This window comes from Paenibacillus sp. Marseille-Q9583 (genome assembly GCF_976954365.1).
This window is the reverse complement of record NZ_CDRJTB010000073.1, coordinates 1-25,436: the sequence shown is the minus strand read 5'-3', so window position 1 is coordinate 25,436 and position 25,436 is coordinate 1. Positions and strand designations below refer to the sequence as shown.

19 protein-coding genes are annotated in these 25,436 nt (G+C 41.3%); 8 read left to right on the top strand and 11 right to left on the bottom strand.

Translation table 11 applies throughout. The annotated features are described in order from the left end of the window. Window positions 1-143: 143 nt before the first annotated feature. On the bottom strand, window positions 144-1,328 hold the full coding sequence (locus tag ACWNM1_RS25420) for a GntR family transcriptional regulator (protein ID WP_449603121.1): 1,185 nt from the start codon (window positions 1,326-1,328) through the stop codon (window positions 144-146). Between the two features lie 358 nt (window positions 1,329-1,686). Further along, complete coding sequence (locus tag ACWNM1_RS25415; RefSeq protein ID WP_234539242.1) at window positions 1,687-2,115, bottom strand: SRPBCC family protein; 429 nt, start codon at window positions 2,113-2,115, stop codon at window positions 1,687-1,689. A 211-nt stretch (window positions 2,116-2,326) separates the two neighbouring features. On the opposite strand from ACWNM1_RS25415, the gene ACWNM1_RS25410 reads away from it, so the two are divergent. Further along, window positions 2,327-4,021 (top strand): M3 family oligoendopeptidase, encoded by a 1,695-nt coding sequence (locus ACWNM1_RS25410; RefSeq protein ID WP_449603120.1) that lies wholly within the window; start codon window positions 2,327-2,329, stop codon window positions 4,019-4,021. 96 nt (window positions 4,022-4,117) lie between these two features. Here the strand turns inward: ACWNM1_RS25410 and ACWNM1_RS25405 are convergent, their stop codons facing one another. Further along, window positions 4,118-6,871 carry a glycoside hydrolase family 2 protein gene (locus ACWNM1_RS25405; protein WP_449603119.1) on the bottom strand — a complete coding sequence of 918 codons (2,754 nt, stop codon included), beginning with the start codon at window positions 6,869-6,871 and terminating at the stop codon, window positions 4,118-4,120. 145 nt (window positions 6,872-7,016) lie between these two features. Here ACWNM1_RS25405 and ACWNM1_RS25400 point away from each other — a divergent pair, with 145 nt between their 5' ends. After that, window positions 7,017-7,955: an ArsR/SmtB family transcription factor gene (locus ACWNM1_RS25400; protein ID WP_449603118.1), complete on the top strand. Its 939-nt coding sequence runs from the start codon at window positions 7,017-7,019 to the stop codon at window positions 7,953-7,955. 85 nt (window positions 7,956-8,040) lie between these two features. On the opposite strand, the gene ACWNM1_RS25395 is transcribed toward ACWNM1_RS25400, so the two are convergent. Genes ACWNM1_RS25395 through ACWNM1_RS25385 form a run of 3 tightly spaced genes read right to left on the bottom strand, consistent with a single transcriptional unit; the run spans window position 8,041 to window position 9,332 of the window. Next, window positions 8,041-8,418: an iron chaperone gene (locus tag ACWNM1_RS25395; RefSeq protein ID WP_339265224.1), complete on the bottom strand. Its 378-nt coding sequence runs from the start codon at window positions 8,416-8,418 to the stop codon at window positions 8,041-8,043. A gap of 31 nt (window positions 8,419-8,449) precedes the next feature. Continuing rightward, window positions 8,450-8,812 (bottom strand): DUF4180 domain-containing protein, encoded by a 363-nt coding sequence (locus tag ACWNM1_RS25390; RefSeq protein ID WP_449603117.1) that lies wholly within the window; start codon window positions 8,810-8,812, stop codon window positions 8,450-8,452. Between the two features lies 1 nt (window position 8,813). Then, window positions 8,814-9,332 carry an ankyrin repeat domain-containing protein gene (locus tag ACWNM1_RS25385; RefSeq protein ID WP_449603116.1) on the bottom strand — a complete coding sequence of 173 codons (519 nt, stop codon included), beginning with the start codon at window positions 9,330-9,332 and terminating at the stop codon, window positions 8,814-8,816. A gap of 274 nt (window positions 9,333-9,606) precedes the next feature. Here ACWNM1_RS25385 and ACWNM1_RS25380 point away from each other — a divergent pair, with 274 nt between their 5' ends. Beyond that, a complete protein-coding gene (locus ACWNM1_RS25380) occupies window positions 9,607-10,092 on the top strand; it encodes a DUF2975 domain-containing protein (RefSeq protein ID WP_449603115.1) in 486 nt (161 codons plus the stop codon). Between the two features lie 112 nt (window positions 10,093-10,204). On the opposite strand, the gene ACWNM1_RS25375 is transcribed toward ACWNM1_RS25380, so the two are convergent. The 3 genes from ACWNM1_RS25375 to ACWNM1_RS25365 form a co-directional block, all read right to left on the bottom strand. Next, window positions 10,205-14,050 (bottom strand): S-layer homology domain-containing protein, encoded by a 3,846-nt coding sequence (locus ACWNM1_RS25375; RefSeq protein ID WP_449603114.1) that lies wholly within the window; start codon window positions 14,048-14,050, stop codon window positions 10,205-10,207. Between the two features lie 142 nt (window positions 14,051-14,192). Further along, window positions 14,193-15,284: a response regulator gene (locus tag ACWNM1_RS25370; protein ID WP_449603113.1), complete on the bottom strand. Its 1,092-nt coding sequence runs from the start codon at window positions 15,282-15,284 to the stop codon at window positions 14,193-14,195. 3 nt (window positions 15,285-15,287) lie between these two features. Further along, a complete protein-coding gene (locus ACWNM1_RS25365; RefSeq protein ID WP_449603112.1) occupies window positions 15,288-18,398 on the bottom strand; it encodes an ATP-binding protein in 3,111 nt (1,036 codons plus the stop codon). 246 nt (window positions 18,399-18,644) lie between these two features. Between ACWNM1_RS25365 and ACWNM1_RS25360 the strand changes: the two genes are divergently transcribed. The 5 genes from ACWNM1_RS25360 to ACWNM1_RS25340 all read left to right on the top strand — a co-directional run bounded on the left by ACWNM1_RS25360 (window position 18,645) and on the right by ACWNM1_RS25340 (window position 23,076). Continuing rightward, entirely contained in the window at window positions 18,645-19,421 is a 777-nt protein-coding gene (locus ACWNM1_RS25360) for a helix-turn-helix domain-containing protein (protein WP_449603111.1), read from the top strand. Beyond that, window positions 19,418-20,098: a GNAT family N-acetyltransferase gene (locus ACWNM1_RS25355; RefSeq protein WP_449603110.1), complete on the top strand. Its 681-nt coding sequence runs from the start codon at window positions 19,418-19,420 to the stop codon at window positions 20,096-20,098. Before ACWNM1_RS25360 ends, ACWNM1_RS25355 begins: the two co-directional genes overlap by 4 nt. Then, window positions 20,082-21,089, top strand: coding sequence for an alpha/beta hydrolase family protein (locus tag ACWNM1_RS25350; protein WP_449603109.1), 1,008 nt, complete (start codon window positions 20,082-20,084; stop codon window positions 21,087-21,089). The genes ACWNM1_RS25355 and ACWNM1_RS25350 overlap by 17 nt, the downstream gene beginning before the upstream one ends. A 100-nt stretch (window positions 21,090-21,189) precedes the next feature. Beyond that, window positions 21,190-22,017: a MerR family transcriptional regulator gene (locus ACWNM1_RS25345; RefSeq protein ID WP_449603108.1), complete on the top strand. Its 828-nt coding sequence runs from the start codon at window positions 21,190-21,192 to the stop codon at window positions 22,015-22,017. A gap of 45 nt (window positions 22,018-22,062) precedes the next feature. Next, complete coding sequence (locus tag ACWNM1_RS25340) at window positions 22,063-23,076, top strand: serine hydrolase domain-containing protein (protein ID WP_449603107.1); 1,014 nt, start codon at window positions 22,063-22,065, stop codon at window positions 23,074-23,076. An 84-nt stretch (window positions 23,077-23,160) separates the two neighbouring features. Here the strand turns inward: ACWNM1_RS25340 and ACWNM1_RS25335 are convergent, their stop codons facing one another. Together ACWNM1_RS25335 and ACWNM1_RS25330 are read right to left on the bottom strand one after the other, a co-directional pair. Continuing rightward, the gene (locus ACWNM1_RS25335) at window positions 23,161-23,550 is read right to left on the bottom strand and encodes a hypothetical protein (protein WP_449603106.1); all 390 of its coding nucleotides are present in this window, start codon (window positions 23,548-23,550) and stop codon (window positions 23,161-23,163) included. Between the two features lie 131 nt (window positions 23,551-23,681). Beyond that, window positions 23,682-25,427, bottom strand: a complete 1,746-nt coding sequence (locus ACWNM1_RS25330; RefSeq protein ID WP_449603128.1) for a beta-galactosidase — start codon at window positions 25,425-25,427, stop codon at window positions 23,682-23,684. Window positions 25,428-25,436: the final 9 nt, after the last annotated feature.

Below are 25,436 nucleotides of genomic sequence, written 5' to 3'. Positions count from 1 at the left end.
TGGTTAGTATGTCAATATGTTTATTTATTGATAATGATATATCAATACTTCTATAATGATAAACATCTATCTAAAACAAACAAAAAAACCCATCCAAAGAGATAGGTTTTTATAACAACTAATTTATGGATAATCGTATAAAATCAATTAGAATTAGATGGTTTAGCAGGACCCGTAGATTCACCAGAAATCAACTCAGCTTCCAGCATTATCTTGTTCGATACAGTCTGACTATTCATAATTTGCAGTACATTCTCAACTGCAAGTCGCCCCATTTCTTCTTCATTCTGCCGCAAATGAGTGAACGCATAACCCGAGCCGAGTGGAGTTGGTGGACTATCAAAGCAAATGATCGAAATATCCTCTGGAATCCGCAGCCCAAGTCGTTCAACCGCAGTTCTAGCCAGCAGGGCAATATTATATTCCACGGCAAAAAGCGCCGTTATTGTTGGATTCTCTTGTAAATGAGAAACTAGCCGTGATATATCGTGTTCAATATTCTGATCATTAAAGGAATTAGGTAATGTGGAGGTTAAATCACTAACCCACAACCCTTTATCTACAGCTATCCCCCGCTCCGCATGTGCTTGTATAAATCCCTCCACCCGCTCCTCAAGAGCGGTCGTATCCGTTGGAGGTGGAGAGAGGAAAGAGATATGAGTATGCCCGAGATCAAATAAGTACTCCGTCCCTTTAAGTGCAGCCTTTATGTTATCCGTGCCGATCGAAGCAGCCGCTACTCCTTTCAGATGGCGATCTACCAGAACTAATGGGAAACGCCCGATCACCAGTTTTAGAATCTCAGCATTAAAAAATTCGCCTTGGGCCGGAAAAACAATCAGACCATCTACACCCAAGCTAAGCAACTTCTGAATAGACTGTTCTTCGTTCTCTGGTACGCCAAATGTTCTTCGTAGAACGAGGAAGCAATCATTATCACGGGAAGCCTGTTCCATCCCATAAATCAAGCCTGTTCCATAACTGTTGCCAAAGTCGGTAATAATCAGACCAATCGTCTTTTCCTCATGGTTAAAGGAATTAACAACAGTCCCGTCGGAGGTCGTCTCAGGAGACATAACTGAATCTATGTAGTCAACTGCCGGATCAGCCACAAACGAACCTCTTCCCGGTTTTCTCACAATCAAATGCTCGGCGGCTAACATTTCCAGAGCTTTTTTACTCGTAATCCGACTTACATTATAGGTTTCGGCCAGTTCTTTTTCTGAAGGAACCCGCTCCCCTTGTCCATAGGATTTATTAACAATAAGCTGCTTCACTTCATCAAATATTTTTTCATACATCGGTTTGGATGACGTTGTCTCATTCATAACTTTCGTTATCTCCTGACTCTATTTTTTTCATCTTTATACATAATAATATATCATGATATATTAAGTTTGTCGACATTTGTACTGAAGCAGTTGAAAAAAGAGGGAGAAGGATTCAGAGTGAAAAGCGAAAAAATTCTAATATTCGTATAGAAACAGAGATAAACCGTATTCTGAGAATACGGTTTAAGAGAGGCTAAGTAACAAAGCTCTGAATAGACTCCTTTAATTCTCGAGCGCCCATTCTGGATTCCATGCGAATTCCCACAAATGCCCATCGGGGTCCATAAAGTGACCGGAATACCCTTTTTTCCAGATGCATCACTCTATGGTCTAATTGGCTGAACTTATTCACGGTTCATTCAGAAGATTCTGCAATATCCTTAAGTACAGATAAAACCGACTGACCTTCGTCATCTTGAGATTCCTGATGGTTAGTCCCTTGTCTATTATCATTCTGTTCAATTGTCAATAAAATCTCATTTCCATCTTCGGTCAGTGTATAACTCATAATAAAGCAATTTTCCGGCTTATCTTCCAAACCTGGACGAGGTGCAAAGAGTGTGTATTTGATCAGCTTATAGGGTTCAAACTCCAACACTCTCCCCCACTGTTCGTAGATATTCCCTTCCCACTCACTATGAAAGCGAATCTCGCTACCGATTTGCCAATCTGTAATTAGATCACTCCCATACTGCCACAGTTTAACTAGTTCTGGCTTTGTAATTACATCCCACACCTTCTTCGCTGATGCTTGGATCAATACTCGGGAAGTTTGCGTGGACATTTATATCCCCCTCTAAAAAAATGAATGTAATGTGCAGCATAATCTACTATATTTTTAAATAATATCAAACCGCATTCCGCTTAACAAGTTTTTACACTTTTGTACATTTGTTCTTTTTTCGACCATAAAAAGCTTACACAGGTCTATCGTAAATGGCTGTTCAGATTATATAATAGAGACTATCTGGTATAGAAAGGAAGTTGATTTTTTTATGAAATTTGATGATTACCGATATGAGCGACCGGATGTAGAGAAATTCAAGCAAGACTTTAACGCCCTGCTGAAAGATCTCAACGACACATCACCATTAGAGGTGCAAAAAGCTTCCGTCACTGCCATTAACAAGCTTCGCAATGAGTTTGACACGATGCAGACATTGGTTAGCGTTCGTCATTCTATCAACACGACAGATGAATTTTACAAAGCCGAACAAGAATTCATGGACGAAATCGGGCCTGTCGTTCAGGAATACATAACTGACTACTACAAAGCACTCGTACATTCCAAATATAGAGCCGAGTTTGAAAAGGAATGGGGTACGCAGTTACTCCAGCTTGCTGAAGTATCGCTGCGGACGTTTAGTCCGGAAATCATTGAAGATTTACAATTGGAGAACAAACTATCAACTGAATACTCCCAGCTTATCGCATCTGCCAAGATTCTTTTCGAAGGTGAAGAGCGTACACTACCTCAACTCGCACCTTTCGAATTGTCTACAGACCGTGTTATGCGTAAAAGTGCTTCTGAAGCTCGTTTTGGTTTTATGTCCGAACACGAGGCTGAATTTGACCGCATCTATGACGAGCTCGTAAAGGTCCGTGACCGCATAGCTAAAAAGCTTGGTTACAGTAACTTTGTTCAGCTAGGTTATGACCGTATGATGCGTACCGACTATAATGCTGAAATGGTTGCTAATTTCCGCAAACAAGTTCTTGAATATATCGTACCTGTCTCCCAGCAGTTAAAGAAGCGTCAGACTGAACGATTGGGTCTAGATGAATTGAAATATTACGACGAGAACTTTAGCTTTAAGACCGGGAACGCTACCCCTAAAGGGGATCCAGACTGGATTGTAGCTAACGGTAAGAAGATGTACAAAGAACTCTCCCCTGAAACGGATGAATTTTTCACCTTCATGCTGGACAATAATCTGGTGGATTTAGTAAGCAAAAAAGGAAAACAAGGCGGCGGATATTGCACCTATTTCAGCCAATACCAAGCCCCTTTTATTTTCTCGAATTTCAACGGAACCTCTGGGGATATTGATGTCTTAACTCACGAAGTGGGTCATGCGTTCCAGGTTTATGAAAGCCGCAATATTAATGTGCCAGAATATGCTTTTCCAACCTATGAAGCATGTGAGATTCATTCCATGAGTATGGAATTTTTCGCTTGGCCCTGGATGAATTTGTTCTTTAAAGAAGATGCAGATAAATACCGCTTTAATCACTTATCTGATAGCCTTCAGTTTATTCCTTATGGGGTATCTGTCGATGAATTCCAACATTTTGTTTATAGCAACCCTGAAGCAACTCCTGCTGAACGCAAGCAAGCTTGGAGAGACATCGAGAAGAAATACTTACCACATCGTAATTATGAAGGTAACACTTATCTGGAACAAGGGGGCTTCTGGCATAAACAAGGCCACATCTTTGCCTCACCGTTCTACTACATTGACTACACACTAGCACAGCTATGTGCCTTCCAATTCTGGAAACGTTCGAACGAAGATTTCAAATCTGCTTGGAGCGATTATTTGGAGCTATGCCAAGCTGGTGGAAGCAAGTCCTTTATTAAACTGGTTGAACTAGCGGGTCTGACTTCACCATTTGAAGATGGCTGCATTAGCTCCGTTATTGGGGATATTGAAGGTTGGCTGAACAGCATTAATGATAAAGAGCTTTAATCCATACTCTGATAAGCTCATCACAAAAAAAGCAATCCTTGCCTTATGGCTAGGATTGCTTTTTAAAATTGAATGATCCAACTTCACCCATGTATGTTATCGATAACGAATCAATAAATCTATAGGGTAACGACCCGCATTGCGACCATATAAGGCTAAGCCTCCACCCTCTGCTTGAAGCTCCAAACGGAAAGTACGATTACGATCTAGTTTAGCTGCTAACTGCCCCGGTACACTTACTTTACACAGATAGCCGTAAGAGCCCGCCTCATCCAACTTATTCGCTAATGGCTGATATTGCCAAGATAATACACCTCGGCTGTCAGCCGGATCATCTGGCAAATAGAAGGAGCCAATCCGTTGACCTTCTATCAGAACATTCACACGTGAAGGATGACGTTCTTCGTCGGTCATATAATACGTATTCGGATTATACTCTACCCTAGCATCTGCACCATGCATGAGATCAAGTCCCATTTCATTTTGCTTTGCGCCTTCAACATTTCGGGCCAATACTCGCTTTGCGCTGGCTTCGAACATGATTTCGATCTCGCCAATCATCTTTTTCTCCATACCATCTGGAAGAGTTACATCATATGCATAACGACCTTGCCCAGCCCCATTGATTTTTGCGCATTGAATAGCTTCCCATTGTTGTTCAAAGTTGTGTTCTTTATACGCACCAACAGGGTAACTAATACAATCTCCATCCCCTTCAAACCTTACACCCTGTTTACCGCTTCTTACATCAAACGTAATGAAGTTGCGAGTGATTACCTCTCCCTTATTATTTATCAAAGAAACTGCTAGTACTGCAACTGCGTCCTGATCAGGCATAAGGACATAAAGAGGAGATAAATCTGCTACTCCATATCCGTCCCACTTCACTGACATATGCTCACTTTGTGTAACAACTCGTGTTCCCAAATTGTCGTACCAAAGTTCCCACTTCACATGTAAAAGCTGTCCATGATATTTATCTGAGAAACTGGAACGAAGAAGCGGAACTTTAACTTCATCCTTTGCGTTTACGGTCTGGCATGGCGGTGCATCGATCACGATAAAGTCCGGAGAATGCAGATCAGAAATCGTCATCCCGAGAACAAAGTCATCATAACCAAAATCTTTATCGCTGCCATCTAACCGATAATAACCATTGAACTCGTTCGTAACATCGCGAAATTCGGTAAACACGAAACCACATAGCTTATCATGCCGCCGGAATTCATTCATCATATAACGGTAATGCCATGCTAAATCACTATCCCCTGCCCCGCCTTCGATACCCCACACGTTACCACATTCACTGTTCATAAGCGGGGCATCAGATTGTACATTACCTCCGATACAGTTAAAGTCTGAACCCGGAAAAGTTTTGTCTACAACCTCATTCAAATGAGCTCTAAGCTGATCATAACCATTAATATAGAAATGCCATGTATTAATATCAGACTCCACATGATCATTATTACAAGGTGAGTTATCTTCTACGATTCGAGTAGGGTCAAGTTGTTTTGCCCAGCGATATTGTTCCCGAACCCATTCCTGTGTTACTTTGAGATAACTGTTCTGCTGCTGTACATCACTCGTCAGACTAGTGTCCTGAGCGTTCGTCTTCAAGCCCCAAGTCTCGTTAAACATTACCCATGAGAAAATGGATGGATGATTATAGTCTCGTTCAATAACCTCGAGTGCTTCACGTTCATACGCGTTACGTGCTTTTTCATCGGGATTTCCCCAAAAGCAAGGCATGTCTTCCATCACCAAAATACCCAGTTTATCCGCCCAATATAGTTTGCGTGGTTCTTCTGGCTTGATATGAATACGCACAAAGTTCAGTCCCAAACGTTTCATTAGATAGATTTCATCCCGCATATCTTCATCAGACGGATAAGTGAAATATCCCGTTATGTGATAAGACTGGTCAAGGGTACCGTTTAAATAAATCGGCCTACCATTGAGGGTAATCCAGCGATAACCACGCTCATCAAAGCGTACTGTTTGGATTTCTCGAACTCCGAAATAGGTACTGACTGTGTCTGTGCCAAAAGATCCGCTAAGTTGTAGTTCGCCTTCGTACAAATAAGGTGTATCTGGACTCCACAATTTTGGATCTGTTATATGGAAAGAGAGCTTAAATTCATTCTCCCCTGCGATAAGATCTATTTTCTCAGTATGCAATATAGAATTCTCTGCGAACTGCAGTGTGAAATCTGCCGAACCAGTTTCTTGTGCAATGATTCTTGTAGTTACGTTCACTTGCCCATCAATAGTGGTCACAAACTTAGCATCTTTCATATAAGTCTGAGGCCGAGATTCTAGCCATACGGGCTGCCAGATTCCGCGAATTTCTCCATAACCCTGTTTGCCACGCGTTTGGTAATCATGATCGAAGTCCTCTACTCTAACGACAATTATATTGTCTAAATCATCAACCCAGTACTGAGTAACTTCGAACTCAAATGAACCATATCCACCTTGGTGTGAACCAACATGCACTCCATTTACCCAAACATCACATGAATAATCCACTGCCCCGAATCGCAAAAATAGTCGTGTCTGTGAGTCGGTAGACTGCCATTTCAAAGCCCGCCGATACCATCCTATCCCTTTATGATCACTGCCAATACCTGATAATGGACTTACCCATGAAAAAGGAACAGTAATCTTCGAACTGTAAGCGATTTCGGAATTGGAATACCAATGTTCGCTAATTCCTTCATTGCTCGGATCAAAGCTAAATGACCATTCCCCATTCAAATTCATCCATTCGTTGCGCTGCCAATGTGGATGCGGATGTTCGGGACGAGGGATCGGAAGACTCTCAACATTCAGTACGGAAGTTGTCATGATATGAGCACAGCCTTTCAAAATAAGAAGTTGAGCTCATTTTAGCACCAGTATATATAATACGCAATGTATATTATAATTTTACAATATATAAACTTCAGTGTACAATATCCTCAACCAATCCTAACGAAAAGGAATACAACCAATGAATGATATTTCGCATGAAACGATACGGTACCCCGCATCACGCATCGTAGATGTTGCTAAAGCACTTTCTGGAGATGTCAGAGTCCGCATTCTTGAAGCCCTTGGTGACAAGCCCATGAGTGTCAGTCAACTGGCCGAGACACTTGGCGTAGCTCAACCAACAATTTCAATCAATGTACAGACCCTTGAGCAAGTTAACTTAATCTCATCTACACAGGGTGCAAATCGCGAGAAAATATGTGCGGTCACCTGCCGATCCATCCATCTCGATCTTCCTTCGAAGCTAGGCGATGGTCTGCATCAAACGGAAAAAATACATATGCCCATCGGGATGTTCTCCCACTGTTCTATTCAACCCTCTTGTGGTATGGCTGGAAAAGACGGCGGAGTCATCGGTTCTCAGGATGATCCACGGGTATTCTACATGCCGGAACGAGTTGATGCATCTCTTCTATGGTTCGCTGACTCTGGTTATGTTGAATACTATTTTGCCAATCCACTCCCCCCTGGTGTCGAGCTTGATGAGATTCGGATTTCGGCTGAGGTTTGTTCTGAAGCACCTGCATTTCGGGAAGATTGGGCAAGTGACATCACATTAACTATAAATGACCTACATGTCGGTACTTGGACTTGTCCATCAGATTTCGGTAACCGGAAAGGAAAGTTAACACCCGAACGTTGGAAGAGTGGTACAGAATATGGAATGCTGACAGAGTGGAGTATCTCAGAACAGGGTAGCAAAATAAATGGAATTGCTTCTTCCCCTACTACAATTAGCTCACTGAAGCTGGCATTTAATGAGCCCATTCGAGTACGATTTGAGATTCGCGAGGATGCCCTCAATAGAAGAGGACTTAATCTATTCGGAAGTGGTTTCGGAGACTACTCACAGGATATTATCCTGTCGTTTGTGCGTCGTTCAGTATTGGGTACATGATAACACGTAAGAATTGCACACCTGAAACCAGAGAAGATCGGAAGCTTCAGGTGTGCCAGTGGACAATGTTTTCTTTACACACCAATTACTTACGCTTATCTTCAGCTTTTTTGATATTCTCAGCCACTCTGAATTTCACGATCTTACTAATTAATTCATAGGGCATCGGCTGATTAAGAGGAAATTGAATGGATCCTTTTGCTCCTTTATAGACTGATAATTCTTCTTTGAAAGCGTCAATACCATTAGGCGTTGGATAAAAACCAATATGATTTTTGAAAGCTGCAAAATGCACCAGATTTCCGTGCAGTGTAAAAGTAGGCATCTGATAGCTAATCTTTTCAATCGCTTCAGGTGCCGCTTCTTTTATTACTTTTCTTATTGTACTAAGGATTTCCTGAATCTCAGATGGAAACTTTGAAATATAGTCATCGATCGATTCATACGTGATTTTAGCGTCCATGGTAATCCCCCTCTCTGTTTCAAGTTCACATTTAACTTTGATGAAGTGCTGCCAATGCCTCGTCTTCTGTACTCTTGAACAATATTTTATTTCCCAGATTACATTCGTAAATAAAATCATTCAGACTTTTACTATTATAGCCAGTAAATTCTCCCACAATAGCAACTCGCATCTGATAGTTTGTATACTTTTGAAGAATCTCTCCGGCAAGGCCCGTCTTTAACTCAAAAAAATCATCTGTGATTTGCTCTTTTCTTAGAATCATTTTATCGCATTCTTGATATCTCACGTTTGCCATTAGATCGAGTGCATCATTTACATTATTAATTACAATACCTTCGCAGGAAATCAACGCTACTGTTGAATTGTCTTTACGGTTTAATGTGATTTGCATTCTAAATTGCTCCTTTTTCAATAAGAAATTCTTTTACGTTGTGGTCTCCTTGTTGGATAGCTATAGCTAATACTGATTCACCACCTTCAATTTTAGCATGGATGTCAGCTCCGTGTTCGATTAACAAGCGTATCAGCTCCACATTATCCGAATGAAAAGCTGCAGAATGCAAGGCAGTGTGCCCATCGCTATCAAAAATATGTGTCTGAGCACCCTTGTTCAATAGCAATTGGATAACACCCATATTCCGCTCCCCAGCAATTGCAGCATGAAGTGCAGTATTAGAAGGAATAAAACTAATCTTGGAATGGGATACTGCATCAACCTCAGCACCATGGTCTATTAATACCTGCACCGCTGCTTCTTTACCGAAATGTGCTGCATATCCCAAAGGTGTAAGGCCCTCGTTATTTTCCGTATTTGCAAGAGCCGGATGGAATTCTAAGATTTCTGTTAGTCGTGCAGCATCACCATGTTGTGCCGACTGAAAAACTTCATTAATACTTTGCCGTAGTTCCATTAGATTTCGCCCTCTTTTCAATTGATGAAGAAATGATTTAGCTTATTTTTTCTGGGTAGTTAAGCCATTCTCCTGCTAACAAGAAGAAACGACGTTGTCGTCTTTTAAAGCCGATAACCATTTCTCGTAAAAATATAAGGATAATGTATAGCGTGAAACTTATACTTTCAACTATTTCAAAACAATAACAAACATAAAAACAATACAAATTTATTGTAAATCAATAAATTAAATGCTAAAATCATGAAGTCATTAAATAAGTGAGGTGTTTTAAATGAATGTTAAACGAGGTTCAACCACTTTTTTAAAAGTTATTATTTTTCTGGTTGGAATTGCAGTGCTTGCTTTGTGTATCTGGTTGCCTGTGATAGCGGAAAGAGATAGAAGAGTACATCCAGATACGGCTTACTTCCTGATTCCCTTTTTAGTATGTGCTTACGGATTCTGTATTGCGTTTTCTGTTGCGCTGTATCAAGCATATAAACTATTAAACAACATCGAAAAGAACAATGCTTTCTCTGAATTATCCCTTAACTCTTTGAAGATTATAAAGAAATGTGCTTTTACAGTCATTTTCCTCATCTTGTTAGGACTAGTAAGCTTAAGGGTGCTTGCTAAAGTTACAGATAGTGATGATCCAGCGGGTCCTACATCATTATGTCTAATGGGTCTTTTAGCAACAAGCATCATCGCAGCCATTGTGGACGCACTTCAAAAGCCATTAAAAAACGCCCCAGATATAAAGCCAAAAAATGTATGATTAACAGTCAAATATCAACATTAGAATTTAATATAGCCAAAAGAAAAGAGTATTCATTCGAAGGTTATCAAATGAATACTCTTTCTTTTCAATGTATATTGTGAGCCAATTTTTAAATTAAATCAGACTTTTGAAGAAGCCGCTTAACGATCGCTGCAACCTCAGCTCTGGTCATATCATCCTTGGGAGCAAGTACATTGCTGCTTCGTCCCATGATTACGCCTGCCTGCAAGCAGTCAGCAATAGCGCTAATCGCCCAGTCAGATGCTTTGCCGGCATCGGTATATGGGTTCAAGAATCCTTGAGCGGATTGATTAGGAAGGTTAGCCTTTAGCGCTGTAATTTTCATCGCTTTGGCGATAATCAACATCGCTTGTTCACGGGTAATTTGGTCATCAGGGCGGAACATGCCATCTTCAAAACCATTGATTAATTGATATGCATATGCAGTATTGATCGCACTGTTATACCAATCCGTAGTTTTAACATCCGAAAATGGTGTTGCTGCTTGACTCAATTCTAGTCCGAGACCGCGAACGACAATCGCCGCAAACTCTGCGCGGGTAATCGCTTGATCAGGTGTAAATTGACTATTGCCAGTCCCTTCGATAACTAAACGGGAACCCATATCATTCACTGCATCTTTTGCCCAATGATTAGCAACATCACTGAATTCAAGCGGATGCCAGATTACAGAGTAAGTGCCGCCACTAAGGCTGTTGATTGTAGCAAAATATTTGCCTTCAATGACTATCACTTTAGTAGGTACATGATGCACTGAGCCATCAGAATCAATATACACACCGGTTGTAATCTTATTCGGGTCCATCCCATCCGGAATAGCAATCGTACGTTTCACATACGTATTGAATTGAGAAAGTTCAATACTCTTATCTCCGTACATGCCTCTAGCCGTAAAGTTTACTGGTGCGCCGACTAATGAAAATGATCCGTTTTGTGCAGCAGCTCCTAATGCCTTAACTTGATCGGCAGTTGGTGCGCTGATTTCAATCTGTATTTTAATATCTTGTAAAGCTACAGACTTGCCAATCTGCGCGGATAAGGCCTCAATATCAATCTGCCCAGAAGGCAGTGTAAATGTCGCATTTCCCGTTCTGATTTCAAGTATTGCTTGATTTCCCTGCATATTTTTAACCATTTGTCCGTTTAGTTCGCCAACGATAACATCAGATTTACTAGTGGCAGTGATAGAAACCACAGCACCTTTACCTTCAGCGTCGAGCTTGTCTTCCAGCTTCTTCTGGTCTAAAGTAATGGTGGTTAGCGTTTGATCATTCCGTTTACCATTCGTCGCAGTTCCCATGGTTTCCGCTTTACCATTGATTAAAATGGAAGCATCACTTGCCACAGGTGCCGGCGTTGCTGATGGAGTTGGTTGAGAAGGAACATCAACACTGGATGGAGCGCTCGGGATGACTGTATTGGATTCAGCAGATGATTCGCTAAAGCCAGCCTTATTGATGGCCTGTACCGTAAAGGTGTAGCTAGTACCATTCGTTAAGCCACTGATAGTAAGCGGACTTCCAGTTCCAGAAACCGTTAATTCTCCTGGATTAGCCGTTACAAGATAACCTGTGATTTCGCTTCCTCCATCGTTGGTTGGTGGCGTAAAGGTGATGATCGCTTGACCATTTTCTGCAGTTGCAGTTACGGATGTTGGAATACCCGGTGCTGTAATTGGCTTAGCAGGAGCCTTCACAGTAACTGTTGTTGAAGCAGTATAGCTTCCATCTTTGGTCGTTACAGTGATGATTGCTTTTCCCACACCAACTGGAGTGACTACTCCGTAAACAACCTTAGCTACTGTTTCATCACTGGAGCTCCAGATTACCCCCTTATTGGTTGCATCTGCAGGTGCGACTGTCGCTTGTAGCGTTTTATCACCTTCTCCAGCTGTTAAATCAAGTGTTGGCTGGTCTAAGTTTACTCCGGTTACCATAACAATTGGTGGCTTAGGTGCTGCCACATTCACAGTTGTTGAAGCCTTAAAACTTCCATCCTTAGTCGTTACAGTAATAATTGCTATACCCTCACCAACTGGCGTCACCACTCCATCCACAACTGTTGCAACAGTTTCATCGCTGGAGCTCCAGATCACATCTGTATCTGTCGCATTTGCAGGTTCTATTGTCGCCTTTAGTAAGGCATCTGCATCACCAGCAGTTAAGTCGAGTGTCTCCTGATCAAGCTTCACTCCGGTTACGTTCACAACTGGAGCACTCACAGTTACGGTGGATGTCGCAGTATAACTTCCGTCCGTTGTTGTTGCTGTGATCGTTGCCGTTCCAACGCCAACTGGAGTTACCACTCCATTAACAACTGTCACGACAGTTACATCACTGGAGCTCCAAGTTACTGTTTTATTCGTGGCATTAGCAGGTTCTATTGTGGCTTTCAGTGTAGCCCCTGCTTCACCCTCTGTTAATTCGAGCGAATTCTTATCCATAGTCACTCCAGTTACGAGGACATCTCCCACATCGTTTACCTGCACATTGAAGGTGTATAAACTACTTATAGTGCCATCATTTACAGTAACAGTAATCACACTGTTTCCGTAGGCATTCTTCGCTGGTGTTATTTCTAACGTCCGCCCCCCCCCACTTCCACTTACTTTCAGTCCATTATTCGGAATTAGGGAAGTATTAGAAGATGTAGCTGATACATTTAGGTCATCTCCATCCACGTCAATGACTTTAAAGGAGCGTGATACTGATTTATTTTTTTCCGTTGTAGTACTTCCCATGAAGCCTGTGTCCTGCTTCCAGCTCGCACCAGTGATTGAACCGTTCTTAGCTGAACCAGCCGGTGTATTGACAGCGATAATACCATCATTGCTATTCGAAAATTTATAGTTCAAAGCCAGATTAGGCTCTGATCCATTCAAATCGACGTTCATTTCGCGAACAATTTCGCTCTGGGTTTTAGCTTTACTCCAAAACCTTACGTCTCTCATCCCACCGCTGTAATCTCCGTCCTGTCTCCAGGTGCTTTTACCAAGCCAGTTGTTCGGACGTGCCATATTTCCAACTGTACTTAAATCCATAGCCCCTTCTGCCTTAAGAACACCATCCCAATAAATTCGTCCCTTTTTCTGACTGTGATCATAAACAATTGCGACATGAACCCATTTAGAAGTGGGGAAATCTTCAGTGACGTTAATCTCACCTTTATTGGTATACGCTATAAAGCTCATTTTTTTTCCGTTAAAACCCACAAAAATATTGTGGTTTGCCTCACTGATTGAAGATTCGAAGAATCTCATCCAGGTATTAAAACCATTGACTTTTAAATTACCTTCAATTGTAAAAGAATTCTTGTATAACAGTTGATCTGGGAACGTCACATAATCCCCATTGCCGTCAAAACTAAGATAGTCCCCACCATTCAGTTCTGTCAGATAAGGTGCATCGTTCACTGGATTTACAGTAATTGTAGCAGTGCCTAGATCTGGGTTGAATGCTGCAGAAACTGTGGTATTCGCATTTTTTTGATAATTTTGATAGCCGACTGCTGTTGTGTCCCATAGCTTAAAGTCAACAGAAGCTGTTCCGTTCCAGTCCTTAGCGGGGACAAAACGAATTTTCTCCGATTTCAGCAGCAGAAAAGCTTTAGTGTCAGACACTGGCTCGATATTATACCAAATATTTGCTTGCGTGTTGTAATATTGCCAGGCCCCATTGGTATTATCAAATGACACCACAGCAATTCCTGTTGAAGCTGGGTCAGTTACCTTACCCGACAAAAGACTAGACACAACAACGCCTGCGTTGGAAGAATCGTCTTCATTGATGGACGGTATCACAGCTGGGCTATTCACGATCCAACCAAAGTCCGATTTTGCACTCACTATTTGAGTGTGGATCGGCCCCACACCTTGCACCACAACTCCAGTGGCTAACGAAATACTAATGCCTATTTTCATAAATGATGGCTTCAAACTCTTTTTCCCCCTCTAGCTTAAATCATGTCATCATTTCGACAATAATCGAGAGTATTATACAAAATTATGATAAACGAAAAATAAACAAAAAAAGAACCTTCGAATTCTAACCGATTCGTCGGTTCTCTTTTTCTTTATACTAGTTCATCATCTTCTTAATCAGAGCTTTGAGCTTAGGATCAGGTGAAGTTCCAAGCTCCTGTTGAAGGGTCTCTTCCAATTGCCCATATCGCCGATAAGCTTCATTCATACGCCCTAGTTCAATATACAAATGGATGATTTCCTGATGGATATCTTCTCTCAAGGGATCCAATTTCAAGATTCTCTCAAAATAGTGCAGCGATTGTTGACGCTCGTTCTGCTCCATATGAAATCTAGCAGCTAGTTCCAGCAGTCCAATAAAATCCTGTTCAAGTCGGCGTGTCTTCCCACTAGCCCAATCGTATGCTTTACCTTTGAGAAAGGACCCCGTATACAATGTTTCTACTTGATTGAACCATTCAGAATCTTTTTTCGAGACCTGCCTAATTTGCTTCAGCTGTCGCTTAAACTCATACAAATCACAATAAATACTGCGTTCCTCTATACTAATTTCAGTTCTGCTGGCTTTAATAAAGCTAGTTCCGATTGCTTTTCGGATATAGTATAGGGTTGAGTTCAGATTCTTCAACGCTTTATCAGGTTCTAGCCCGCTCCATAAGGTATCGATAATTTCATCTCGGCTAACCGTCCCTTTACTAATCAAAAAGGCAAACAATTCTTCGGTTTTTGGGCTCCTTAGCTTGATGGGCTCTCTGTCTTGCGTACGGCGGTATATCTTAAGTCCATTAAATAAGAGAACTTCTATGACGGGCTGAACCGTCACACCTCTATTCATTTTTTTGATCTTATCCAAAGTTTTAGTTAAACGCTGTGCAGTTACAGGCTTCAGCAAATAATCCACAGCACTCAGTTCGAAGGCTTGCAGTGCGTATTCGTCATACCCTGTAACAAAAACCACATTAATCGATTCATCTAGTTCATGCAAAAGGGTGGAAAGCTTCATTCCATTTGTGTCAGGCATAGAAATGTCCAAAAAAGCTACATCAATCGAATTCCCCTTCACAAATTCATAGGCTTCCGTCGGATCGAGAAAAGTATCGCATACTTCAATCTCTCCACTCTGAGATAATATCCTTTTTAAGCGCTTTACTGATAATTCTTCATCATCCACGATAATGGCCCGCAGCATACTTCAACCTCCTATCCGCTTCATGTGTTGTTTGGGGATATCAAAAGAAACCCGTGTGCCTTTTCCTTCAACACTTTGAATACGAATGTTCTTTCCATAGAGAAGTTTGATGCGTTGACTAATATTCCAAAGCCCTACGCCTCTTTTATCTACATCTGATTTCATGATTTCCTCCAGCTTGTGCTCACTCATTCCGCGTCCATTATCTTCTACAACAAAGCTGACCACAGAAGAATCCGACTCTTTCACAGATATAGTTACCTTTCCTCCCCGTAAATTGGACATCAGTCCATGTCTTATAGCATTTTCTACTAATGGTTGTAGGATAAGTGGGGGAATCCGGCTATCCGTATTTGCGGTTATATCATATTCCACTTGTAATCTAGCACCAAAGCGCACTTTTTCAATATTAATATATGCTTTAACTAGCTCTAGCTCACCCTCTAAGGTAGTTAACGAATCCAACTGTTTGAAGTCAAAGCTGCTTCTCAAATACTGTGACAGCTCCAGCGTTAATTCTTCCGCCTGCTCAGGTTCTTCCACACATAATGCAGCAATTGAATTCAGGGCATTGTACAAGAAATGCGGTTTGATCTGAGAACGTAAAAAGGCAATTTCGGCATCTTTAGCTTTCTTCACAGAAGCTCTCAATCGGGTCAGGCTTTTCACACGTGCCATTAATTCTTCCGCTTCAAACGGCTTCCCCACATAATCATTTGCCCCATTATCCATGGACATTTTCATATCGCTAACTCTATTCTTCGCCGTTAGCATTAACACAGGCAGCTCAAAGGGTGTGAATCTCTCTCTAATCTTTTGCAGAACCTCATAGCCAGAAATATCCGGCATTGTAATGTCCAGTATAACGAGAAAGAAGTCTGAATTCTTCGATAACTCATCAAGTGCCAGCTGCCCGCGGTTCACAACAACAATGGAATATCCCTCAAGCTTGAACAAGTTGATCATAGATTGCAGGTTGGCAAAATCATCGTCCACGACCAAAATCGGCTCATTGATTTTACCTTGGATATATATAGGATACTCCTGGCGCGGAAAGAAAACTTCTCTATAAGAAAGAGTCTTATCCACGATTGGAGCCGAGACTTGATTAGATGTTCGATCCCATCGTGAAATAGTAAATATAAATACCGAACCTTCACCTGCAACGGAGTCCACTCTAATGTTCCCGCCATGTAACTCAACCAGCTTTTTGGTAATGCTTAGTCCGAGACCTGTTCCACCATGACTGTGAATTTCAGCTTCGCCCACTTGCTCAAAGGCCATAAAAATACGTTTCTGCATATCCGGTGCAATTCCGATTCCCGAGTCTGCCACACGAACCTCAACCCATTCATGAGTAAATCTGGCACTAATATTTATTTCACCCTGCTCCGTGAATTTAATCGCATTATCTACCAAGTTGTGCAGAATCTGAATTAAACGGTTGCCATCTGCATGTACAGGTGGAAACTCTGGAGCAACATTGTTTACGAGAAAGATCGACTTTTCTCCGAGCAGAAACGAATGTATACCGATAACAGAATCTACAACAGCTTTCAGATCTAGGGTGCTTTTATATAAGGTGATATCTCCATGCTTCATTTTGGAATAATCGAGCAATTCGTTTACCATATAAGTTAATCTTCTTCCACTTCCCATTACGATCGCTAGATTCTGCGCTTGCCTTTCGGTAACTGGACCTTCAACCCCATTAAGTAGCGTAGCAGTAATATTCACTATGGCATTTAGTGGTGTCTTCAGCTCATGAGAGGTATTGGAGAGAAACTCATCCTTAATTTTGTCCAGACCGATCAGCTGGTTTTTCATTTCATCTATCGTATGATAAGCCTCGAAAAAACGGAGAACAATCAGAACGATCATAATGATATTAAAGGCTACAATGTAAAACTGTCCTAGCCAAAGGTTTTCTTTCATCGAAAGAGCAAACAGAATGATATCTATCGAATACAGATTGATAGCAAGAATCGCCAAGAACAGCAGCAACGATTTGATTCGATTTACTTCTGGACTTCTGATATACAAGATAGCCACTCTAAACAACATCCAAATTAACATCAATTCATATACAATGATCACATAGGTAGAGAAAAGCGTGTAAGTACGAATAGGCAGGATTGCTACCAATATTATAAAGCTGCCTAGTATAATCGTTACGACTTGCGTAAGTTTTAAAGAGATTATGCTTTTGTGCATTTGGTAGAAAAATATAGCCAGAACAATAAAACACGATATGGAGCTAATATCCTTCACTTTGTATAACACAATGAACGAAAGGTTTGGGAAAAACAGTAACAGCGAACGTTCTCCAATCAAGCCATGATAGATCGCAAGCAGTAAACAAATAATAGCAAATACAAGTAAGGAGTAATCCTTCTTACGGTATAAAGCAGCCGCCACAAAGCAGATGACAAAAATAAGTGATAATGTTCCCAATATTGCAACTGTACTAAATTCACGAGCCGTACTCTTCTGCTGGTTCTCCAGCATAGCGGCTTCCTCGCCAAAAGTAAGAGATACCGGAATACCTGCATTTACATATTCATAGTTAGAAACTTGAATGATAATCTCTACATCACCTTTTTCAGACGAAAAAAGCCCAATCTGCGGAATATTCCCCGACTGGTAATCGGCAGTACTCATAGTGGGGTTTCCATCCTTAATGAGTAAATGCCCATTGACATAAATCGCACTCGAAAAGCGGATATTCGTTTTTTTCAAAGCGAATACACCGTTTACAGGTAAGTTTTTCAGCACCATCCGATAAGTAGCAGAACCGAATGCAGGTAAAGGTTGTCCATCAACCACTTTGCCATTCCATCGTGAGGGGACCTCCATTAATGCTGTAGGAGCAGGTTTGTCTGTGCTCGATTCTATAAAATGCTCAGGCATTAGCAGCTGGTTCCAATAAAATTCCCACTCACCATCTAACTTGATGATCTTTTGTTGCCCATAATCCCAAGTTGAAAGATCCATGCTCCCCTTCTGAACTTGCAGATAGTTCTCATGTTGATCATTATCTATAAAAATGGATAGTGGGATTGTTGCTAACGAGATGAAAGCAATTAAATAAATAAATAACGTCCTTTTGAGCATCGTAGGCCCCTTTTCTATGCTGATGTTAAGCTGCGCAAACGCTTGGGGCATCGTGCAACACTTGGATTATATAGGATAGGTAACGATAGATAATTCTATAAAATTTTCTGTTTTCCTTCATGTTTCGACAAATTCATGGAATGGTGATTAGCGATTACACGAAACTGAGATCCACGCTTGACCTTAGGTCAGACCTAAGGTTTATAGTTAAATCAACAAATACCAATAAAGTTAGGAGCACCTCCATTGAATCATTACATTACGATTGGTGAACTTTCAAAACTTATGAATGTATCCGTACATCAAATCCGATATTTTGAAGAGAAAGAGATTTTATTTCCAGCATATACCGATAGCAATCAATACCGGATGTACGGAATTAATGAGATTTATCAGTTGGCCCAGATCCTATTACTCCGCAAATTGAACGTGCCTGTCAGTACGATTAACAAAAGCATGAATAACTTCACCAAAAATGACTACCATCAACTTTTGGAGCAGTCTCTAAGTAAAATAAACTCTGAGATAAACCAGCTAATGTTGTTGCAGCAGTTTTTACAAAAGGTACTTAAGGAATACGAGCACTCCGACATTCTAGAAGACAAATATCACATTAAACAATTGGATACTCGTCATTTAAAAAAATGGATGGAAATAGAGCAAGATGAGTCACTCACCGCTCGAAGTCTGTTTGAAAAAAAGCCGCAACCGGCTCATTTATTTGAAACAGATCTGCATTATTTATACGATACTGAACAAGTAACCTTATGTTTTGAAAGCACTCACTTACCGGACATTATCCTAGAAAAAGGCAGCTACTTATATAAAGCATTTTTCGTGACGGATAACCAGGATATTGAACGTGAGATTGCTCAATTGGAACACTATTTAACACAACATCACTATACAATTCAGGGACCATTGATCCTTTTGGAAAAATCATATCTATCCCTATTCAACAATGACAAGCTTCATTATGAAATCCAAATTAATATCAAGCATGACACTGACGGTGTAGCATGATAAGTCCGAACAAGATAACAATCGCTCACTACCAAGAACAAGATCATAGAGCAGTGTGCAGTCTTTTAATGGATGCGTTCCATAGTAAGTTCCACTCCCTCATCTCACTAGAGGACGATGATATTGCTGAACTACTGTTTGGGCTCTGGGAGCATGATCAACAGTCCGCATCATCACAACAAATCGTAGCTAAAGAAAATGGAGAGATTGTCGGTACGCTCAGCATTAAGTGGAAGGACAGCCGAACCTCAGACAGAAGTAAATTTATATCACTTCACCATAGTTCCTTTTCACAATTATTTAAGCAATTTGGATATCTAAATGTATGTAAGTTAATGGTTGGGTTACATTTTTTGAATTATCAGCCTCGCGCAAAAGAATGTTATATCGATCACTTGGCCGTTCGATCTAGCCACCGTAATAAAGGAATCGGTAAGCAGTTGCTTAGTTGGGCAATAGATTCTGTAAACAGTCACTCCGAAGTGGACAAATTAACGCTACATGTTGCTAAAAATAATAAACGAGCTATTCATATGTACCAACAGATGGAATTTTCTATCGATCAATCAAACTATAGCGGGATTAGACACCTTCTTTTTAAAGAGGCTTATTGGCATTACATGACGAGGCGTTTACCGCTACATCCTAGGAGTTCAATAAATGAAAAAAAACATTAAATTAACCGTATGCTTGATCATTGGCTTAATGGCAGCTTCAGTCTTATTCGTATTAAATCAGCATTCATATGCAATGAATGAGCAAAAGATAGAAATCGAAACCCCTCAGGGTAAACTAACAGGAACTTTAATTCTACCCCAGCACTATTCTGGAAACGTAGGGCTAATAGTTTTTGTTCATGGTGACGGTCCCATAAATGACACATACGATGACGGATATAAACCTTTATGGGAGAAATTCGCATCTGCCGGATATGCTTCTTTGTCTCTTAACAAGCCTGGTATTGGTGGTTCCTCTGGTAACTGGTTGGAGCAAAGCATGGAAGATCGTGCTCAGGAAACGATATCTGCGATTAAATGGGCGAAGAACTTACCAATGATTGATAAGAAGTCTATTGGTTTGTGGGGAGCAAGTCAGGCCGGTTGGGTGATTCCCAAGGTATTTAGAGAAGTTCCAGACCTTGCGTTCAGCATTCTTGTATCACCTGCGGTGAACTGGATCTCTCAAGGTAAATACAATACCCGAGCAGAAATGAAACAAGATCGCTTCTCGGAACACGAGATCAAAGTGAAGGAGAATTATAACGCGCATGTCTTACAATTACTTAACGAACGAGCATCTTATGAAGATTACTTGCGTATTGCACAATCCGAGAACTTGATTTCTAAGGAACGCTGGGAATTTATCGCCAAAAACTATCAGTCTGATGCCACCGAAGAACTTAGTTACTTCAATGCTCCTGTCCATTTAGTACTCGGCGGTCAAGATATCAATGTAGATATTGAGGAAACCGAACGTATTTATCGTGAAAAAATACCTGCCAGCTTACTCTCAGTCTCTTATTTTCCCAACGCTGACCACTCTATGCTGACGAAGAAGAATGCCGCATCCCCCTTAAGGACTTATTTAACCGCTGTTTTCTTTCCACGACAATTGGTGGATGATCAATATTTAAATGATCTAACCCGATTTGTGAAGACACAACCGTAAACCTATTTCCAGATAAGAAGTCTGGCTATTGACTTTCCCCTTAGGGGAAGGTGCATAGTGGAATTGATCATTAAATATCGAAGAAATGGAGATGAGATTGTTGCTGTCCATAGGAGAATTCTCGAAGATATGCGAAGTGTCAACCAAAACGCTGCGGTATTATGATGAAATTGGATTAATTCATCCCGATGAGATTAATCCTGAGAACGGTTATAGGTATTATTCCATCAAACAACTAACAAAAATGCTCTTTATCAACCGTTTGAAATCTTATCATTTCTCACTAGAAGAAATCAAAGACATTCTGGAATGGGAGCAGGATCATTTTGAAGAGAAGCTTAGTGCAGCCCTAAATCTCAAAGAAAGAAAACTGCGAGCCAAACTACAAACTTACGAATATACGTTAAAGCAAATTAATAGTGATGTTCTAAATTTAGAGAAAGGAATATCAATGATGTCCTACCTAAATAAGATAGAAGTGCAACTTGTTAAGACCACACCAATGCTTATTCTTTTCACGCGTCAAATGTTAAGCAGTGATGATTATGCGCTTGGATATGGTAAGTATTTTAGCAAACTGTATGAAACTATTGCCACTGAAAAGCTGACCTTGCTGGGCACGCCAATAACAATTTATCACAGTAAGGAATATAATCCTGCCGGGAATGATACAGAGTTCGCCCTACCAATTGAGGAGATCGTAAAGGGAACGAGAGAATTACGTGAAGGGTTGTGTGCGAAGTCTGTTTATAAGGGACCTTATTCAGAATTAACATCGGTTTATGCGAAGCTCACAGAATGGATAGAAAATGAAGGTTATGAAATGGTGAACTCACCTTATGAAAAATATATAACAGACCCCACACACACTACTGATCCTCAGGATCTTGTTACTGAGGTGTATTTTCCAGTTAAGAAAAGATCGTAGCCACACTCATATTCACACAAAAAATTGATTAAAGGAGTTATCGATATGCACAGAAACTACTGGCAAACTCCAAATCCGGCTACCTTAGGAATAGATGCTGATCAACTTTCAGAACTAGAAGCTAAGATTAAATCCGATTATAGTAATATAAACGGAATTGTAGTGGTGAGAAATGGATGTATTGCCTATGAACAATACTTCAATGGCTATGGTCCGAATGATCTGCATCATGTGGCTTCTGTAACGAAAAGCATCTTATCCGCCCTCATTGGTATTGCCATTGATGCCGGCTTTATCAAGCATGTTGATCAGGAGGTGCTGGATTTTTTCCCCGACTATGTTCCCGACGATGCTGCTGCCAATCTACAAAAACGAGAAATCACTATACGCCATTTGCTCACCATGACAGCTCCCTATGCTTTTGAAGACTGGCACGAGCCACTGGAGCAACTTTGTAAATCATCCGACTGGGTCAAATACACACTTGATATCCTTGGCCACCAAGGGAATGTTGGTAATTTTAAATATTCCACCGCAGGGGCGCACTTACTGTCAGCTGTCATCACTCGTTCCACAGGAAAAAGTGCCCGTGAGTTTGCTAACGAGCGATTATTCAGACCAATCGGCATGACGGAAATCCCGGATTATGAGATGAAATCATTTGGGTTTGATGATTTATTTGGGGTAAATGTGAAGGGATGGGTGGAAGACCCCAATCGTATCACCACAGGAGGATGGGGACTTACGTTGTCTCCAAGTGATATGGCGCGTTTTGGTTTATTATATTTGAACCGTGGAAAATGGGAGAATAATCAGATTATTTCGGAGACATGGATTGAAGAATCAACAGCGATGAACCCTAATCATTACGGTTATTTGTGGTGGCTACGCGAAGAAGACGGGGTTTACACCTACTCAGCGTTAGGTGATGGTGGTAATGTCATTTGCTGCATTCCAGAAAAAAAACTTGTCGTAGCTATCGCCTCAGAATTCACACTTCAGCCTCGTGACCGGTGGCCTCTGATTAAGGATTGTATTATTCCGTCTGTGGTAGAGTAAAGAAGATAGAAAACATGCTGGTTGCCACTACTTCATTAACAACTAGGAGAGCAACCAGCTGTCTACAATCTAAATCATTTTGCTTCAAGGAAAAATAATATGGCCTTCGTTGCTGCTTACATCAAAAAATCCTACTTTGTGTTTTATAGCCAACTCCCGCATCGCCGTATAAGCTTCCTCAGCTACAGAATAAGCGAAAGCTGCATAGATGACGGATGTGCCAAGCGAGTAGTCAGTCAACCGGTTATCCGTTCCGGCTTCCTCCATCGCCTCAAAAATCTCATCCTCTACATTCATATTAGGAAATTGCTCGGACAACTCACTATAAAAGCGTTGAAGCGCCTCCGATAAAACTGATGGATCATTATAGGCATGGTCTTCCGACCACTGCACTTGCTGCTCATACCACTTCATAAACGCCGCTCTCTCTTGCGGTGCTTTAGACGTCTCGAACGCCATCAAATCATAGCTCATTTAAAATCCTCCTCTAAACCACCCTAATCGTGCATTTTCAGTTCCTATAGATTGTTGGGCTGTCTTGATTATATATTTAAAATCATCAGATCAATACTATAGAATCATGATTCTTACTCACCCGTTAAATATCATGTGAGCTGTGGTGTATCTACAAAAGTAACCACTGGCTCCATTACGCCATGTAATTCAAATAAGATTAGTTCATTCCCGCCTTGACGCAAAAGCGGTGCCGGTATGTAAAGCGTTTTTGTCGGACCCTCCTCCCAGTAACGACCTAGATTAAAGCCATTTATAAAAACTTGACCTTTACTCCATCCGTCCAGCCGCAAAAAAGTATCCTCAGGCTTACTGAGTTGAAAGCTCCCCCGGTAGAAAGTGGGCTGCTGACGTTCTTCGCAATCTATCGATGTGAATGATAATCCTTTAAGATCTGTGAATGGCAAGGAACGAATGGTCCAATCATGCAAAAATTGATAGCCGAGTCTAACGCCACAGGTTATGCCTTTTGGATCACGAAGCAGCGGGCCATAACTTACACGCCCCATATTCTCCACAAGGATGTCGATCTGCAGTCCCTCCGTTGGAACCTCTAATGGAATTCCTCGCGGATCCCAGCGTTCAACTGTACCGATAAAGGCCCCATTCGCGAATACAAGCGCACGATCACGTACTTCTTGAAGGACGAGCTCCATACTGCTGCGGGGTCCACTGATCTTCGTCGAATACAAGATGAACCCATAATTCTGACCCAGTTTCTCCATTGGCTCGGGACATGCTCTATGTTCTGGGTGAGACAAAACGTCTAGCTGAGTGAACAGTGGTGCCGCTTCTGTCATCAACACTTTACCATAAGCTTGTGACTTTATTAACGGCGGTAATTCCAGTGGCGGCAACGTCACATATTTCTCAATTATTTTTCGAGCTGCGTAGAATTTTGCAGTTGGCTTACCGGATTCGTCCAGCAGTGTATCATAATCGTAGCTGGTTACGATGGGCTCATATTTGTCAAAAAGATTTGCCCCATTCATAAATCCAAAATTCGTCCCCCCATGAAACATGTAGAAGTTAACAGAGGCTCCTAGAGCCAGCATTTCATCCAAAGTCTCCGCTACTTCAGATTCGGGGCGGGTATTATGCGGTTTCATCCAGTGGTCAAACCAACCATTCCAGAATTCCATACACATCAACGGTCCCGTAGGCTGATATTCACGTAATTTAGCAAAGGCTTCCTTTGCCCGTGAACCGAAATTTCCTGTGGCGAACACTCCGTCGATCATACCGCCTTGAAGCATATGATCTTCAGCTCCATCTGAAGTAAACAGCAGAACGTCCATACCGCGGGCGATCATTCCTGCTTTTAGATAATTTAAATAAGTCTTATCACTACCAAAACTTCCATATTCGTTCTCTACTTGAAGGGCAAGCACAGGGCCACCGTTAGTGCTTAACAAAGGCCGCAGACGTGGAAGCAACTCATCGAAATAGGCATCCACCTTAGACAAATAGAGGTTATCATTACAACGCAGCTGGATGTTATCGTCCGCAAGTAACCAAGCTGGCAAACCACCAAATTCCCATTCCGCACAAATATATGGACTTGGCCGCAAAATCACGTGCAAACCAAGCGCTCCAGCAAGTCTAACGAAAGCCTCGATATCAGCAAAGCCGGCAAAATTGAAGCTACCCTCCTCAGGTTCATGTAAGTTCCAAGGAATATAGGTTTCAACAGTATTTAATCCGCAAGCCTTCAGCTTCAGCAAACGATCCTGCCAATATTCCGGAACGATCCGGAAATAATGAAGCGCACCAGAGAGTAACCGGATGGGTTGTTCGTCTAATATAAAATGATCCCCTGATATGGATAACTTCCGCATATAATTTCT